This window comes from Enterobacter cloacae complex sp. ECNIH7 (genome assembly GCF_002208095.1).
Lineage (GTDB): Bacteria > Pseudomonadota > Gammaproteobacteria > Enterobacterales > Enterobacteriaceae > Enterobacter > Enterobacter cloacae_M.
Genome location: NZ_CP017990.1, coordinates 2,096,614 through 2,112,654 on the forward strand (window position 1 = coordinate 2,096,614; position 16,041 = coordinate 2,112,654).

General features: G+C 60.2%; 14 protein-coding genes. 2 read left to right on the forward strand and 12 right to left on the reverse strand.

Annotation, left to right across the window (positions count from 1 at the left end; translation table 11 throughout):
• Positions 1–6: 6 nt before the first annotated feature.
• From WM95_RS10420 to WM95_RS10435, 4 genes are read right to left on the reverse strand one after another with little or no spacing between them, the layout of a single operon-like run.
• Positions 7–1,398, reverse strand: coding sequence for a GntP family permease (locus WM95_RS10420; RefSeq protein WP_063409535.1), 1,392 nt, complete (start codon positions 1,396–1,398; stop codon positions 7–9).
• Positions 1,399–1,442: 44 nt separating this feature from the next.
• Positions 1,443–2,624, reverse strand: coding sequence for an acetyl-CoA C-acetyltransferase (locus tag WM95_RS10425; protein WP_063409536.1), 1,182 nt, complete (start codon positions 2,622–2,624; stop codon positions 1,443–1,445).
• Positions 2,625–2,633: 9 nt separating this feature from the next.
• Positions 2,634–3,290, reverse strand: a complete 657-nt coding sequence (locus WM95_RS10430) for a CoA transferase subunit B (RefSeq protein WP_045353744.1) — start codon at positions 3,288–3,290, stop codon at positions 2,634–2,636.
• Between the two features lie 2 nt (positions 3,291–3,292).
• On the reverse strand, positions 3,293–4,000 hold the full coding sequence (locus tag WM95_RS10435) for a CoA transferase subunit A (RefSeq protein ID WP_059445202.1): 708 nt from the start codon (positions 3,998–4,000) through the stop codon (positions 3,293–3,295).
• Between the two features lie 140 nt (positions 4,001–4,140).
• Between WM95_RS10435 and WM95_RS10440 the strand changes: the two genes are divergently transcribed.
• Positions 4,141–5,064 carry a LysR family transcriptional regulator gene (locus WM95_RS10440; RefSeq protein WP_063409537.1) on the forward strand — a complete coding sequence of 308 codons (924 nt, stop codon included), beginning with the start codon at positions 4,141–4,143 and terminating at the stop codon, positions 5,062–5,064.
• Here WM95_RS10440 and WM95_RS10445 read toward each other — a convergent pair.
• The 8 genes from WM95_RS10445 to ppsR all read right to left on the reverse strand — a co-directional run bounded on the left by WM95_RS10445 (position 5,031) and on the right by ppsR (position 13,161).
• The gene (locus WM95_RS10445; RefSeq protein WP_063409538.1) at positions 5,031–5,810 is read right to left on the reverse strand and encodes a heme ABC transporter ATP-binding protein; all 780 of its coding nucleotides are present in this window, start codon (positions 5,808–5,810) and stop codon (positions 5,031–5,033) included. The genes WM95_RS10440 and WM95_RS10445 overlap by 34 nt on opposite strands.
• Entirely contained in the window at positions 5,803–6,795 is a 993-nt protein-coding gene (locus tag WM95_RS10450) for a FecCD family ABC transporter permease (protein WP_063409539.1), read from the reverse strand. The genes WM95_RS10445 and WM95_RS10450 overlap by 8 nt, the downstream gene beginning before the upstream one ends.
• Positions 6,795–7,616, reverse strand: coding sequence for a heme/hemin ABC transporter substrate-binding protein (locus tag WM95_RS10455; RefSeq protein ID WP_045401468.1), 822 nt, complete (start codon positions 7,614–7,616; stop codon positions 6,795–6,797). The genes WM95_RS10450 and WM95_RS10455 overlap by 1 nt, the downstream gene beginning before the upstream one ends.
• Positions 7,613–8,641: a hematinate-forming heme oxygenase ChuS gene (gene chuS / locus WM95_RS10460; RefSeq protein ID WP_063409540.1), complete on the reverse strand. Its 1,029-nt coding sequence runs from the start codon at positions 8,639–8,641 to the stop codon at positions 7,613–7,615. The genes WM95_RS10455 and chuS overlap by 4 nt, the downstream gene beginning before the upstream one ends.
• 35 nt (positions 8,642–8,676) lie before the next feature.
• Complete coding sequence (locus WM95_RS10465; protein ID WP_088544764.1) at positions 8,677–10,659, reverse strand: TonB-dependent hemoglobin/transferrin/lactoferrin family receptor; 1,983 nt, start codon at positions 10,657–10,659, stop codon at positions 8,677–8,679.
• A 77-nt stretch (positions 10,660–10,736) separates the two neighbouring features.
• Positions 10,737–10,919, reverse strand: a complete 183-nt coding sequence (gene hemP, locus WM95_RS10470; protein WP_032668210.1) for a hemin uptake protein HemP — start codon at positions 10,917–10,919, stop codon at positions 10,737–10,739.
• A gap of 209 nt (positions 10,920–11,128) precedes the next feature.
• Positions 11,129–12,175, reverse strand: coding sequence for a 3-deoxy-7-phosphoheptulonate synthase AroH (gene aroH, locus WM95_RS10475; protein ID WP_033145292.1), 1,047 nt, complete (start codon positions 12,173–12,175; stop codon positions 11,129–11,131).
• A 152-nt stretch (positions 12,176–12,327) separates the two neighbouring features.
• Positions 12,328–13,161, reverse strand: a complete 834-nt coding sequence (gene ppsR / locus WM95_RS10480) for a posphoenolpyruvate synthetase regulatory kinase/phosphorylase PpsR (protein WP_023311315.1) — start codon at positions 13,159–13,161, stop codon at positions 12,328–12,330.
• Positions 13,162–13,496: 335 nt separating this feature from the next.
• On the opposite strand from ppsR, the gene ppsA reads away from it, so the two are divergent.
• A complete protein-coding gene (gene ppsA / locus WM95_RS10485; RefSeq protein WP_063409542.1) occupies positions 13,497–15,875 on the forward strand; it encodes a phosphoenolpyruvate synthase in 2,379 nt (792 codons plus the stop codon).
• Positions 15,876–16,041: the final 166 nt, after the last annotated feature.

Genomic DNA, 16,041 nt, shown 5'->3' on the forward strand with positions numbered 1-16,041 from the left:
CTCTCCTTACACAATGCCGGTCAGATAGAACACGGCAATGACAAAAAGCACTGCCAGACTTTTAATGAGGGTGATAGCGAAAATGCCGCCGTAGGCCTGACGATGGCTCAGGCCGGTAATCGCCAGCAGGGTAATCACCGCGCCGTTATGGGGCAGCGTATCCATCCCGCCGCTCGCCATCGAGGCCACGCGGTGCAGCACCTCAAGAGGGATATTGGCGGCGTGGGCGGCGGCGACAAACGAGTCGGACATGGCGGCGAGGGCAATACTCATCCCGCCCGACGCAGAGCCGGTGATCCCCGCAAGCACCGTCACGCTGATGGCCTCATTCAGCAGCGGATTCGGGATAGCCGCCAGCGCTTTGGATAACACCAGGAACCCGGGCAGGGCGGCGATCACCGCGCCGAAACCGTATTCCGAGGCGGTATTCATCGCCGCCAGAATGGCACCGCTCACCGCGGTCCGGCTGCCTTCAGCCAGACGCCCCCGGATATTGCGAAAGCCAAAAATCAGCACCAGCACGATACCGGAGATCAGCGCCGCCTCGACGGCCCAGATGGCGGTGATCTTGCCCACCTCGGTCACAACAGGTTTCGCCAGGCCTGGCAGAGTCAGCTCGTGGGTCGTGCCGTACCAGCCGGGGATCCAGCGGGTAAACAGCAGGTTCAGTATGCCCACCACAAGCAGCGGGGAGATAGCAATCAGCGGGTGCGGAAGGTTAATGTTATCCGGCGTCTCGGGTTCATTTTTCAGATCCGTGCCGTAGCCCTCGTTGTTATTGAACGCCTTACGACGCTGGCGTTCCAGCCAGAGCAGGCCAAAGATGATAATAAACAGAGAGCCGATAAGCCCCAGCCACGGCGCTGCCCAGGCGTTCGTGCCAAAGAAGCTGGTGGGGATGATATTCTGGATCTGCGGCGTGCCGGGCAGGGCGTCCATGGTAAACGAAAACGCCCCCAGCGCCACGGTGGCCGGGATCAGCCGCTTAGGGATGCCGCTCTGGCGGTACAGCTCCGCGGCAAAAGGGTAAACCGCAAACGCCACCACGAACAGCGACACGCCGCCGTAGGTTAACAGCGCACACACCAGGACGATCACCGGAATAGCGTGGCGACGACCGAGGATCTGAATCGCGGCGGCGACGATGGAGCGTGAGAAACCGGAAAGCTCAATCAGCTTGCCGAAAACGGCTCCCAGCAGGAACACCGGGAAGTAGAGCTTAACAAAGCCGACCATCTTTTCCATAAACAGACCGGTAAACGTCGGGCCGACGGCACCCGGATCGGTCAGCAGCACGGCGCCGAGCGCCGCAATCGGCGCAAATAAAATAACGCTATATCCGCGATAGGCCGCCAGCATCAGCAGCGCCAGCGCCGCCAGGGCAATTAACACACTCATTACGACTCCTCACTTTAATTATTATTCGGGTATCAACGAGATGCTTAACGCTCGACGGTCAGAGCAATGCCTTGCCCGCCGCCCACGCACAGGGTGACGAGCCCTTTTTTGACGTCACGGCGCTGCATTTCGTACAGCAGCGTCACGAGGATGCGGCAGCCGGAGGCGCCAATCGGATGACCCAGGGCGATAGCGCCGCCGTTAACGTTCACCCTACGCTCATCCCAGCCGAGCTGCTTGCCCACCGCCAGCGCCTGGGCGGCAAAGGCTTCATTGGCTTCAATGAGGTCCACGTCATCGAGCGTCCAGCCCGCCCGCGCCAGCGCCGTCCGGCAGGCGCTGACCGGTCCGATGCCCATCACCGACGGGTCAACGCCCGTCACGGCGTAGCTCACGATGCGACCGAGGATCGGCAAACCGCTCTCCCGCGCCTTTTCGCCGCTCATCAGCAGCACCGCGGCGGCACCGTCGTTGAGCGTTGACGCATTTCCGGCCGTAACCGTGCCTTCCGCCTGCAGAAAGGCGGGGCGCAGCTGCGCCAGCTGCTCAGCGGTGCTGCCAGGCCGGGGCTGTTCGTCACGGCTGACGATAAGCGGCGGTTTTTTGCCCTGTTTTACCGTCACCGGCGCTATCTCGGCGTCAAAGCGACCCGCTTCGATGGCAAAGGCCGCTTTGTGCTGCGACCGGGCGGCGAAGGCGTCCTGCTGCTCGCGGGAAATGGCATTCTCCCGGGCGACGTTTTCAGCGGTGATCCCCATGTGGTAATCGTTGAACGCGTCCCACAGGCCGTCGGTAATCATGCTGTCCTGCAGGCCCGTATGGCCAAAACGCAGCCCTGAACGCGCGCCGTCCAGCAGATAGGGGGCGTTGCTCATGCTCTCCTGACCGCCAGCGATAGCCACGTCCGCGTCGCCGCAGCGGATCGCCTGCGCGGCGAGCTGCACCGCTTTTAGGCCCGCGCCGCACACCAGGTTGACCGTTGTCGCCGGCGTGCTGACGGGTAATCCGGCGGCGATGGCCGTCTGACGCGCCGGGTTTTGTCCGCATCCCGCCGTCAGCACCTGTCCGAAAATCAGTTCATCTACCTGTTCTTCGCGAAGATCGCTGTTCTCCAGCAGGTGCCGCACCGCTACGGCCCCCAGCTCAACCGCTGAAAGGGACGATAGCGATCCGCGAAAACTGCCAATGGGGGTTCGCGTTGCCCCGACAATCATGACTTCTTTCATCGTGAGTCCTCAGTTGAAGCGCATCTCGCGAACGTCGTCCGCCACAATCATTTTCCCGGCCGTCTTAGCCGCAATTTCGTCGATACTGACGCCGGGGGCGTATTCCCGCAGGATGAACGCGCCGTCCTCGATCTCCAGCAGTGCGAGGTCGGTTAAGACCCGACGGATACAGCCCGCGCCCGTGAGCGGCAGCGTGCAGCGCGGCAGCAGCTTTGATTCACCGCTTTTCGACGCGTGGGTCATCACCACAATGATGTTCCGCGCCCCGGCCACGAGATCCATCGCGCCGCCCATGCCCTTCACCATCTTTCCGGGGATCATCCACGAGGCAATATTGCCTTCGACGTCCACTTCAAACGCGCCCAGCACGGTCAGATCCACATGACCCCCGCGGATCATGGCAAACGACTGGGCCGAGTCGAAAATGGCCGCGCCGGTGCGCGCGGTCACGGTTTGTTTACCGGCGTTGATCATGTCGGCGTCAAGGCTCCGCTCGTCAGGAAAAGCCCCCATCCCCAGCAGCCCGTTTTCGGACTGAAGCATCACGTCCATCCCGTCCGGAATGTAGTTCGCCACCAGGGTAGGGATGCCGATCCCCAGGTTGACGTAATACCCGTCGCGCAGCTCGCGGGCGACGCGCATGGCCATCTGTTCACGGGTTAACATCGTCAGACTCCTTCCGCGCGCAGGGTGCGCTGTTCAATGCGTTTTTCAAACTGGCCGACAATCAGCCTGTCGACGTAAATTCCCGGGGTATGAATGGCTGACGGGGGCAGCTCGCCCGGGGGAACTATCTCTTCCACCTCGACGACCGTTATCCGGCCCGCCGTTGCCATCAGCGGATTGAAATTTTGCGCGGTATGGCGATAGACAACGTTGCCGTACCAGTCCGCTTTCCAGCCCTTAATGAGCGCGAAATCACCGGTAATCGCCTCCTCGAGGATGTAGTGCTTTCCCGCAAACTGGCGCACGTCTTTGCCGACAGCCACGGGCGTGCCGTAGCCGGTGGCCGTGTAAAATGCCGGAATGCCCGCGCCGCCCGCGCGCACCTTTTCCGCCAGCGTGCCCTGAGGCGTGAGTTCAATCTCCAGTTCGCCGCTCAGCACCTGCCGCTCGAACAGGGCGTTCTCGCCGACGTAAGAGGCCACCACTTTGCGAACCTGCCGCGTTTCGAGCAGTATCCCGAGACCGAAACCGTCCACGCCGCAGTTGTTTGATACCACCGTCAGATCTTTCACCCGACGGCGTCTGACCTCTGCAATCAGGTTCTCCGGAATCCCGCACAGGCCGAAGCCGCCCGCCAGCAAGGTCATTCCGTCCGTCAGCCCATCCAGCGCCTGCGCATAGCTGCCGACGCGCTTATCCAGTCCCGCCATCGTCATTCCTCCTCTTAACCGTGGCGGTATCATTAGGGGCGGCGACTCATTTGTTAATTTTGAATTTGTGACCCACTCATTTGGTTTTTTTATTAATTTCCTGTTAACTAAATTTTTTCAATTAGTTAACAGGATGAAAAATGAGAATGAGTGTCAAACAGTTACGCGCGTTTTTAGCGGTAGCTCACACTCTCAATTTCGCGCACGCCAGCGAACGGCTGAATCTTTCCCAGCCGGCCCTGAGCCTGACGATTAAAGCGCTGGAGGATGCGCTCGGCGGGCCGCTGCTGCAGCGGAGCACGCGTAAGGTCGCGCTGACGCAGGAGGGCGAGACGTTTTTGCCGATGGCGCGTCAGCTGCTTGCCGACTGGGATAACGTCGAAGAGGCGATGCACCAGTGCTTTACCCTGCAGCGCGGTAAAATCTCGGTCGCGGCCATGCCGTCGTTTGCCGCGAATGTCCTGCCCGAGGTGCTAAAAGCGTTTCGCGATCGCCACGCCGGGATCAACGTCACCGTGCATGATGTCATTAACGAGCAGGTGATAGAGATGGTGCGGGAAGGGCGGGTCGAGATGGGCATCGCCTTTGAGCCCGCGCCAACGCACAACCTGCTGTTTACCCCGCTGGGCCTCGACAGGTTTGTTGCTATTGTGCCGAAAGATTCCCCGCTGGCAGGCAAGAAGCGCCTGTCATGGGAAGATCTGCTGACGCTGGATTTCATCACCCTGCAGCGCCCGTCGGCGGTACGTCTGATGATGGAGGAGGAGCTGGCGCGAAGCGGCAGAAAGCTGGACGTGGCGCTGGAGAGTCATCAACTGGTGACGGTCGGGCGAATGGTTGCGAGCGGACTGGGCGGCAGCGCCGTCCCGGCGCTCTGCGAGGCGCAGATGACGGCGCTGGGCGCGGTCTGTATCCCGCTTGATAACCCGCCGATTGAAAAGTGCATCGGGGCGATCCATCCGGGGCATACGCAGCTCTCTAAGGCGGCGCATGCCCTGCTGGAAACGCTGAAGGATTTTTACCAGCCCAATCAGGGGGCGAGAAACACCTGCGGCGCGGCGTGAGCCGGATGCCTGCCGACGATAACCTGCGCGCCGTACCAGCGCGCCAGCGTATCGGCCTGCAAAACGGTTTCCGGTTCCCCCTGGGAGACGATTTTACCGCCGTGCAGCAGCAGGATGCGATCCGCCCACAGCGCCGCTAAATTGAGGTCGTGCAGCACCGCGCACACGTGCAGATGTCCCCGGCTGGTCAGGGATTTCAGCAGGCGCAGCAGATGCTGCTGGTGATAGAGATCGAGCGCAGACGTCGGTTCATCAAGAAACAGCCAGCCGCGCGGCGCGCCGTCGCACCAGAGCTGAGCCAGCGCGCGGGCGAGCTGAACGCGCTGCTGCTCGCCGCCGGAGAGCGCGGCAAACCGCCTGCCCGCCAGCGGTAAACAGCCGGTGACGTCCATGACCTCCTCAATAACCGACGCCTCGGGCGTGTGGGTCCAGGGCGCTCGCCCCATACCGACGACCGCCTCAACCGGCCAGTCAAATGCGAGCTGTGTGCTCTGGCGCATCACCGCCCGGTAGCGGGAGAGCGTTTCAGGCTGCCAGGCCGCAAGCGGTGTGCCCGCCAGGCTGCATCGTCCGCCCGCAGGTTTAAGGTAGCCGGTCAGCAGCCGCAACAGCGTCGATTTTCCGGCGCCGTTGGGGCCAATCAGCGCCACCAGCTCGCCCTGAGATAAGGTCAGCGACACGTCGCTAATCAGCGTGCGTTGCCCGGCGCGAAAAACAAGGTTTTCAGCACAATAGCGTTCAGCCATGCGCACCTCCGCGACGAAAGATAAGCCACAGAAACCACGGCGCGCCGAGAAGACTGGTCAGTAAGCCGACCGGCATTTCCGCCGGGGCGACCAGGCTGCGCGCCAGCGTATCGGCAACCAGCAGAAGCAACGCGCCGGCCAGCACCGAGCCGGGGAGCACGGCCCGGTGGTCGGCTCCCAGCCACATGCGCACCAGGTGCGGCACCACCAGGCCGACAAAGCCGATTACGCCGCTGACCGCAACGGCAGCGGCCACCAGCAGGGCGCTGCACAACAGCAGGATCCGCTGCACGGCGGCAACCTCCACGCCGAGGTAATGTGCCTCTTCGTCGCCCAGCTGCAGCAGGTTGAGGGCGCCTGCCAGACGCCAGATCGCGAGCGCGGTGGGAACCATCAGCGACGCGACGGCCAGCAGCGTTGACCACTGCGCCTGGCCGAGGCTGCCCATTCCCCAGAGCGAAAGCTGGCGAAGCTGGGCATCATTGCTGAGCCATGACAGCACCCCGACGGCCGCGCCGCACAGGGCGTTGATGGCAATTCCCACCAGCAGCAGGCGCGACAGGGAAGCGTCACGCTGTCGGCTGAGCAGGAAAATCACGAAGGTGGCGGCCAGCGCGCCGAGAAACGCCGCCAGCATCGGGGCATACAGCATCACCAGTGCAGGCAGCGAGAGCGGAAGAACCACCCACAGCGCAACGGCGAGCGCCGCGCCGCTGCTGATGCCGAGCAGTCCCGGGTCCGCCAGCGGATTTCGAAACAGCCCCTGCATCACGCAGCCCGCCAGCGCCAGTGAACCGCCGATAGCCAGCGCCAGCAGCACGCGAGGCAGGCGGATCGTCAGCCAGATTTGACGCAGCGCCTCGTCGGTGCCGTTCCACAGCAGGCCGATCGGCAGGCGCAGCGCGCCAATACCGCTGGCCGTCAGCGTCGTGACGACCAGCAGAGCGGCCAGCATCCATAATGACAGGGCGACTCGCCGGGACATCAGGGCAGTTGCTCCGCTTTGGCCCGCAGCTGCTGGATGGCTTCCGGCGTTCGCACGCTGAAGCCCAGCAGCGCCATATCGTCAATCGCCAGCACCTGCTTGTTCCGTCCCGCCGGGGTTTGCGCCAGGCCGGGCAGCGTCCACAGATTTGCTTCACCGCCCAGGGCGTTGAGACCGTCCTGAGAAATCACCACCAGATCGGGTCGGCTGGCGATCGTGCCTTCCTGAGACAGCGGCTGATAGCGGGTAAACCCCTGCATCGCGTTCTGCAGTCCCGCCGCACGAATGGCCGCATCCGCGCCGGTCTGTTGTCCGGCGGCCATGGCGGTCATCCCGCCGTGGTTGAGAATAAACAGCACCCGCTTATTGAGCGGCGACGCGGGAAGCGCCGACAGCGCCTGGCGCAGGGTGCTGCGCAGGACCTCCCCCTCGGCCTCGCGGTGCGTCGCTTCAGCGACGATCCGCACCTTTTCGTCAATGACGTTCAGGTCGTTACTGGCAGGAACAGCGATCACCCTGACGTGGCTTTGCTCAACCTGCTTTAGCGCCAGAGACGGCTGCGCCTGAGCGCTGGCCAGCACCAGCGTGGGGCGCATGGACAAGATCCCTTCCGCATTGAGCTGGCGCAGATAGCCCACGTCAGGCAGTGAATTCGCCGCCTGCGGCCACTGGCTGGTGCTGTCGCGAGCCACCAGGGAAGACGCCGCGCCGAGGGCGTAGACAATCTCGGTGACGTCGCCGCCGAGGGTAACGATTTTCTCCTGCGGCGCAGCAAACGCCAGCAGGGGCAGGGCGCTGAGCAGGGCAAGCCACCGTTTCATGCGGCCAGCCCTTTCGCCGTTAAGGCGTCAATCTGGCTGCGCCACTGGCTCTGCTCCGGTTCGCCTTCCGTACGCTGGCCGTACAGCTGGGCGATTTGCGTTCCATCGGCGGCAAACAGCTCCAGGCTGGTGACATGCCCGTCAGCCGTCGGCTTGCGCGTGACCCACGTTTCCGCAATGGATCCTTCAAGCAGATGCAGGGTAAAGGTTGGGTTAAAGACGTTCAGCCAGCCTTTCATTGGCACCAGCTTTTCCACCGCGCCGGTGAAGATCTGCACGCAGCCGCGGTTGCCGACGAAGACCATGATTTCGTTACCGTCCCGACGCGCCGTCTCCAGGAGCTGCGCCAGCGCGGTGTTTTCTACCCGGCAGGCCAGATCGTCACCCACCAGGCGAAACGCCTGCTGGCGGCTGAGGTTATGGCGCTTGAGCAGGCTGAAGAACTGATGAACGTCGGTCATGGCGCGCCACTCGCTATCCACGAGAGCAGCATTTGCGTTTTCTGCATGAGCCGGGGCATCGGCCATCTTCAACGCCAGCGGAGGATTCTCGGCAAAGATAAAGCGGGTCAGCACGCCGCCCCAGGCTGAAACGTCGGTATTATCCGTGGCGTAGACCTTCAGCAGGGCATCGCCCTGATGGTCGAAGAACTGAATGCTCTGCCGCTCGCCGCGGGCGGTGGCTTCACTGATGTGAAACGCGCTCGCCCACTGGTTGAGGAACAGGCGCAGATCCAGCGCGCGCGGGTTCAGCACCAGCCCGGCGTGGCCGTTCAGGTGCTGGTTGGTAAATCTCCCGACCTGCTCGTGAACGGCGTATTCGTTGCGGCAGATACATTTGGTTTCGCCCACCGCCTCCAGCGCACCCAGGATCTCGCGGATTTCACCGCGCAGTCGCCAGGCGTCGTGACCTACGCGGGCAAAGGTCAGCTCTGCTTCACTGATGTTCATTAACCCCGCGACGTCGCGCGCGTACTTACCCGGATTGGCTTCTTTTAGCTCAAGCCAGCGCGTGTAGTGATTCATTGTCTCTTCCTTCTGAATAGTTGCCCCGAAGGGAATTACCACTGATAGCTTACGAAAATCTTGCCGTTACGACCGTCCTGCGGAATGCCCTGAGGTGACCAGTACGCTTTGTCAAAGGCGTTGCCCAGCACCAGCGTGGTGGTCACGCCCTTGAGCTGCTCCTGGCCTTTATAGCTGACGTAGAAATCGTTGACCGCATAGCCCGGCTGCTTGCTGTAGCTGCTGCTGACGTGGGTTGAGCGATCGGCAAAGGTGCCGATCCAGCCGACGGAGAACCCGCTTTGCGCCACCGGGATATCCAGCCTGCTGGTGACGGTGTCCGGATTAATGCTGGAGATGTACTCGCCCGTATCGGTGTCTTTCCCGCGCGTGCGGTTATAGGCCAGATCGAGGCTGAAGAGATCGGCCGAATATTTTGCCATCATATCCCAACCCCAGATTTTGGCGTTCGGGACGTTGTACGACATGGTGGTCGCGGCGGCAAAATCGACGGTGGTGGAGATATAGTCTTTGGCTTTGGTATCGAAATAGCTGGCTTTAAACTCCAGCGCATCGTTGGCAAGCATCAGATCGTCAAAGCGCAGGCCAAAACCAAACTCCTGCGTTTCGTTGGTTTCCGGGCGCAGGTTCGGGTTTGGCACCCAGTAGTTGGTATAGAAGCGGCCAATGGAGAAGTGTTTGGCGTCGTTATACATCTCGCCCATGGTCGGCGCGCGGAAGGCCTGCGCGTAAGAGCCAAACAGCATCAGCCAGTCGGTTGGGCTGACGGTTAACCCGGCGCGGGATGACCACTTATCGGCATCCACATCCTTGTAGCCGTCGCTGCTGCCGCGGTAGTTGTCATAGCGCGTGCCGCCCAGCAGGGTAACAGGCAGATCGCGCAGGGTGATCTCATCCTGCAGCCAGCCGGAGCTGAAGTCGATTTTCGCGTCCGGGAAGCCGGTGGTTGCCCCGCCCGGATGCTGCTCCTGACGATAGTATTCCCCGCCGTAGGTCAGAAGGTGTGCTGCAAAGGTGTCGCTGAACAGACGGGTGCGGTTTTCCACCTTGCCGCCTTTGGTCGTTTGCTTGCGAAACTCACCGCTGCCGTCGACGTTCTGGGCATTAATGCGCGCTTCGGACCAGTAGACCTTCGCGTCGGCGTCCAGCCAGTCGTACCCTTCCGGTGCAATGTGGTAGCCAACCTGCGCATCGCGCTGGATGGTGGAGCGGTCGGTCATCGGGTTACTGCTGTCCGCCCCGGTGGTTTGCGGATTTTTTGGCTCCTGGGCGGCGTTGTTGTAGTAGCGCAGGGAGCCGCTCAGGGTCTGGGCCGGGTCGATTTTCCAGCTGCCTTTCGCCAGCATGTTGTTGATGGATTCGTCGTTAGGCGCGGTAGCACCGTCGCTCTGGCGGATGTCACCGCGATCCCGGCTGGACCAGGAGACCAGACCGTCCAGCGTATCGGTGCGGCCATAGGCGCTGGCACCCATCCCGAGGCTATGATCGCCCGTCGCGCCCGTTCCAAACACGCGGTAGCCGCTGTTTTTACCCGGTTCGAGCAGATCGTTGGCATCGGCGGTGTCATAAGAGATCACGCCGCCCAGCGCGCCGCTGCCGTACAGCAGGGCCGACGGGCCGCGGACCACCTCGATACGTTTGATTAGCGCGGGATCGAGGAAGGTGCTGTTCAGGTGGCCGGTATCGGTTCCCTGGCGCACGCCGTCAACCAGCACCAGCACGCCGCGGCGGTCATAGCCGCGCAGGTTGACGTCCTGCCCGTTGGTGCGCCCAGTGCCGTCCAGCGTCAGACCAGGCACGTTACGCAGCAGATCGGCCGCCGAGCTGGCGGTTTGTTTCTCCGGCGCGCTGGCGTCAATCACGCTTACCATCATGGGCGCTTCAAAGGCGCTGCGGGCGTTGCCCGTGGCGGTGACGGTAATGTCGTCTGTGGCGGCGAACGCGATGCCCGGCAGGGCGCTAACAATCGCCAGCGCCAGAAATGACGGACGTAAAGATGCGGAAGGCAGGTGTGGCATAGCAACTCTCCATAAGAAGTGAAAAGCGCTGGCTGCCTGGGTATCACCTGGGTGGCTGGCGTATTTTTAGGTGTTGTTTATTTTGTGAGGATCAGTTTTCCGGCATGGGTCTGGCGCAGAAGATAGCGCTGTCCGTCATGCTCGATAATGACCCGTCCCTCATCGCCGAGGAGGGTTTTGCTGTCAATGCGACGCTCGGTAAGGGCTGGTGCTGTGTCTGTTTTTGCTGGCGTTGCCGCGCTGTTATCCGTACGTGACATAATGTATATAAATAACAATCAATGTAACAATGATAATCATTATCAATAAACTGCAAATTGACGGCAAGCGTTTTTGTGAAAAAAGGGTGAGGGGATCAAATTTGGGGGTGAGGTGCGGTCTGATGCCCTCACTCCGACCCTCTCCCACTGGGAGAGGGAGAAGGGCACAATCGTAGGTCGGGTAAGCGCAGCGCCACCCGACAATAACATCAGAAGCGAGAATCTACCGCAGCTGCCAGCTTCTCCAGCAGCAGTTCGCTGTCTTCCCAGCTCAGGCACGGGTCGGTGATCGACTGGCCGTAAACCATCTGCTGTCCGGCAACGATTTTCTGCGTGCCTTCTTTGATAAAGCTCTCAGCCATAATCCCTGCAACGGCGGTCGAGCCGCTGCGGATCTGCTGGCAGATCTCATCGCAGACGTCCAGCTGGCGGCGATGCTGCTTCTGGCAGTTGCCGTGGCTGAAATCCACCACCAGATGTTCCGGCAGGTCGAACTCGGCCAGCGTTTCGCAGGCCGCCGCAATATCTTGGGCATGGTAATTGGGCTTCTTTCCGCCGCGCATAATGATATGCCCGTAAGGGTTACCGCTGGTCTGGTAGATGGTCATATGACCGCTCTTATCCGGCGACAGGAACATGTGGCTGGCACGGGCAGCGCGGATGGCATCAACCGCGATACGGGTGTTGCCATCGGTCCCGTTTTTGAAGCCGACCGGGCATGAGAGGGCGGAGGCCATCTCACGGTGGATCTGGCTTTCGGTGGTGCGCGCGCCAATCGCGCCCCAGCTGATCAGATCGGCGATAAACTGCCCGGTCACCATATCGAGAAACTCGGTCGCCGTCGGAACGCCCAGCTCGTTGACCTGTAAAAGCAGCTTCCGCGCCAGCTCGATGCCGTGGTTAACGCGATAGCTGCCGTTCAGGTCAGGATCCGAAATCAGCCCCTTCCAGCCGACTACGGTACGCGGTTTTTCAAAGTAGGTGCGCATCACGATCTCAAGGCGATGCTGGTACTTATCCCGCAGTCCCTGAAGTCGTTTTGCATAATCCATCGCGGCATCCAGATCGTGGATAGAGCAAGGCCCAATCACTACCAGAAGACGTTTGTCTTCACCGTTCAGGATTTTTTCAATGCGGCGGCGGGAGGCCGTCACATGTTCCGCGACGGCGGCGGAAACGGGATGCCGCTGTGCCAGTTCAGCCGGCGTGACCAGGCTGTCAATGCGCGCAGTGCGGAGTTCATCGGTTTTATTCATGGAATGTCTCAGAAAATTTTTGCTTCATCGGCAGACTACCGGGAAGTGATGGGCATCACCTTAAACCAATCCCTGCTGATTTCAAGTTCGGGGCGACACCGCCCCGTGGTTGCAGATGATAATACCTGAATCTGAGCTAATGTACTAGCATATTAGTACATGCGGCGATTAAGCCCCATGATGTCCAGAATTTTGGTGGCAATTTCTTCAACCGAATAGTTGGTGCTGTTCAGCCACGGGATCTGGTTTTTGCGGTACAGCGCTTCCACTTCCGAGACCTCCATCCGGCACTGGCGCATGGAGGCGTAGCGGCTGTTCTCGCGGCGCTCCTCGCGGATGGCAGCAAGGCGTTCCGGGTTGATCGTCAGGCCGAACAGCTTGTGCTGCAGCGGCTTAAGGGCGGCGGGCAGCACCAGGTTATCCATGTCGTCGGCGATAAACGGGTAGTTTGCGGCGCGAATGCCAAACTGCATCGCCAGATAAAGGCTGGTCGGGGTTTTGCCGCAGCGCGACACGCCAAGCAGGATCACCTGCGCCTGGTCGAGATTTCGCAGCGAAATACCGTCGTCGTGGGCGAGGGTGTAGTCGATAGCGGCGATACGCGCGTCGTACTTGGTCAGGTTGCCGGGGTTCAGCCCGTGGGTACGGTGGGCAATCGGGGTCGGGTCGAGCTTCAGCTCGCTTTGCAGCGGAGCCACCAGCGCCTGTACGATATCCTGGCAGAAGCCTTCACTTTGCAGAATGATGGAGCGAATCTCCGGGATCACGATAGAGTAGAACACCAGCGGGCGGACGCCGGTCTGCTGGTAGATGGCGTCAATCTGGTCCTTCACCGCTTTGGCGCGGCTCTCGTTTTCAACAAACGGCAGCGTGATGCTGTTAATCGAGACGGGAAACTGCGACATCACCGCGTGGCCCAGCACCTCGGCGGTGATCGCCGTACCATCAGAAATATAAAAAACGTGGCGATCGACAGCACTATCCATTTTACTCACCCTGAATATCAGACCTAATTGTCTGAAAGCATAAATTAAAAAAGTAAATTACACAGCAAAGAACTTATCCTAATTATGAATGAAACGCTGTTTTTGATTTTCCTGAAAAGTGGATTTCATTTTTCAAATAGCGACTTTATTTTTGGGGTTTCTGGCTGAATATAGAGGAATCATCGGGTTAATCGTTGATGGGAAAGTATCCGAAAAGTTGAAATTTTAAATTGCTTACACGATTCACCGTTTTTTTAGCGGAAATAAATATGCCAGTATAAATACGTAGTCAGGTGTTACTTACTCCGATCAAATATCACAAAAGGATTGTTTCGATGTCCAACAATGGCTCGTCACCGCTGGTGCTTTGGTATAACCAACTCGGCATGAATGATGTAGACAGAGTTGGGGGCAAAAATGCCTCCCTGGGTGAAATGATTACAAATCTGTCAGGTATGGGTGTCTCCGTACCGAACGGGTTTGCCACCACCGCCGATGCCTTTAACCTGTTTTTAGACCAGAGCGGTGTTAACCAGCGCATTTACGACCTGCTGGATAAAACGGATATTGATGACGTCACCGAGCTTGCCAAAGCCGGGGCGCAGATCCGCCAGTGGATCATCGACACACCTTTCCAGCCGGAACTGGAAAAAGCCATTCACGACGCGTACAACCAGCTCTCTGCTGACGACGCGCAGGCCTCCTTTGCCGTACGTTCCTCTGCGACCGCAGAAGATATGCCGGACGCCTCGTTTGCCGGACAGCAGGAAACCTTCCTGAACGTCCAGGGTTACGATGCGGTGCTGGTGGCGGTGAAGCACGTGTTTGCTTCCCTGTTCAACGACCGCGCCATCTCCTATCGCGTGCACCAGGGCTACGACCATCGCGGCGTGGCGCTCTCCGCTGGCGTGCAGCGCATGGTGCGCTCGGACGTGGGCTCATCCGGCGTGATGTTCTCCATTGATACCGAATCCGGCTTCGACCAGGTGGTGTTTATCACCTCCGCGTGGGGTCTGGGTGAGATGGTGGTGCAGGGTGCGGTAAACCCTGACGAATTCTATGTCCACAAGCCAACGCTGGCCGCTGGCCGTCCGGCGGTGGTGCGCCGCACCATGGGCTCGAAAAAAATCCGCATGATCTATGCCCCGACCCAGGAGCATGGCAAGCAGGTTAAAATTGAAGATGTACCGCAGGAGCAGCGCGACCGCTTCTCCCTGACCGACGCCGAAGTGCAGGAACTGGCGAAGCAGGCGGTGCAGATCGAAAAACACTACGGCCGTCCGATGGACATCGAATGGGCAAAAGACGGTAACACCGGCAAGCTGTTTATCGTGCAGGCGCGTCCGGAAACCGTCCGCTCGCGCGGTCAGGTGATGGAGCGTTATACGCTGCACGCGCAGGGTAAAATCGTGGCGGAAGGCCGCGCCATCGGTCACCGCATCGGTGCCGGTCCGGTCAAAGTGATCCACGACATCAGCGAGATGAACCGTATTGAGCCAGGCGACGTGCTGGTAACCGACATGACCGACCCGGACTGGGAACCGATCATGAAGAAAGCGGCGGCTATCGTCACCAACCGCGGCGGTCGTACCTGCCACGCGGCGATCATTGCCCGCGAGCTGGGTATTCCTGCGGTTGTCGGCTGCGGTGACGCCACCGAGCGCATGAAGGACGGACAGAACGTGACCGTCTCCTGTGCCGAAGGCGATACCGGCTACGTCTACGCCGATATCCTCGACTTCAGCGTGAAGAGCTCAAGCGTGGATACCATGCCGGACCTGCCGCTGAAGATCATGATGAACGTCGGCAACCCGGACCGCGCGTTTGACTTCGCCTGCCTGCCGAACGAAGGCGTTGGCCTGGCGCGTCTGGAATTTATCATCAACCGTATGATCGGCGTTCACCCGCGCGCGCTGCTGGAGTTTGACGACCAGGAGCCGAAGCTGCAGAACGAAATCCGCGAGATGATGAAAGGCTACGACTCGCCGAAAGAGTTCTACGTCGGCCGTCTGACCGAAGGGATCGCGACGCTGGGCGCTGCCTTCTATCCAAAACGCGTGATCGTGCGTCTGTCTGACTTTAAGTCTAACGAGTACGCCAACCTGGTCGGCGGCGAGCGCTACGAGCCGGAAGAAGAGAACCCGATGCTGGGCTTCCGCGGGGCCGGACGCTACGTGTCCGACAGCTTCCGCGACTGCTTCGCGCTGGAGTGTGAAGCGGTGAAACGCGTGCGCAACGACATGGGACTGACCAACGTCGAAATCATGATCCCGTTCGTGCGTACCGTGGATCAGGCGAAAGCCGTTGTGGACGAGCTGGCGCGTCAGGGTCTGAAGCGCGGCGAGAACGGGCTGAAGATCATCATGATGTGCGAAATCCCGTCCAACGCCCTGCTTGCCGAGCAGTTCCTCGAGCACTTCGACGGCTTCTCTATCGGCTCGAACGACATGACGCAGCTGACGCTGGGTCTGGACCGCGACTCCGGCGTGGTCTCCGAGCTGTTCGACGAGCGCAACGAGGCGGTGAAAGCGCTGCTCTCCATGTCCATCCGCGCGGCGAAGAAGCAGGGTAAATACGTCGGGATCTGCGGTCAGGGTCCATCTGACCATGAAGACTTTGCCGCATGGCTGATGGAAGAGGGGATCGATAGCCTGTCCCTGAACCCGGACACCGTGGTGCAAACCTGGCTGAGCCTGGCGGAACTGAACAAGTAACGCCACGCTGACCCGAAAAGGCGAGGATATTATTCCTCGCCTTTTTTATTTCATTTCTTATTTGCTCCCCATCACAAATAAAGTAAAAAACCAAATATCATAATTTGTCTGTCAATTTAGACAATTGTTAGCGCGCAAACCGTTGCTAATACTTGAGCCTTACTGC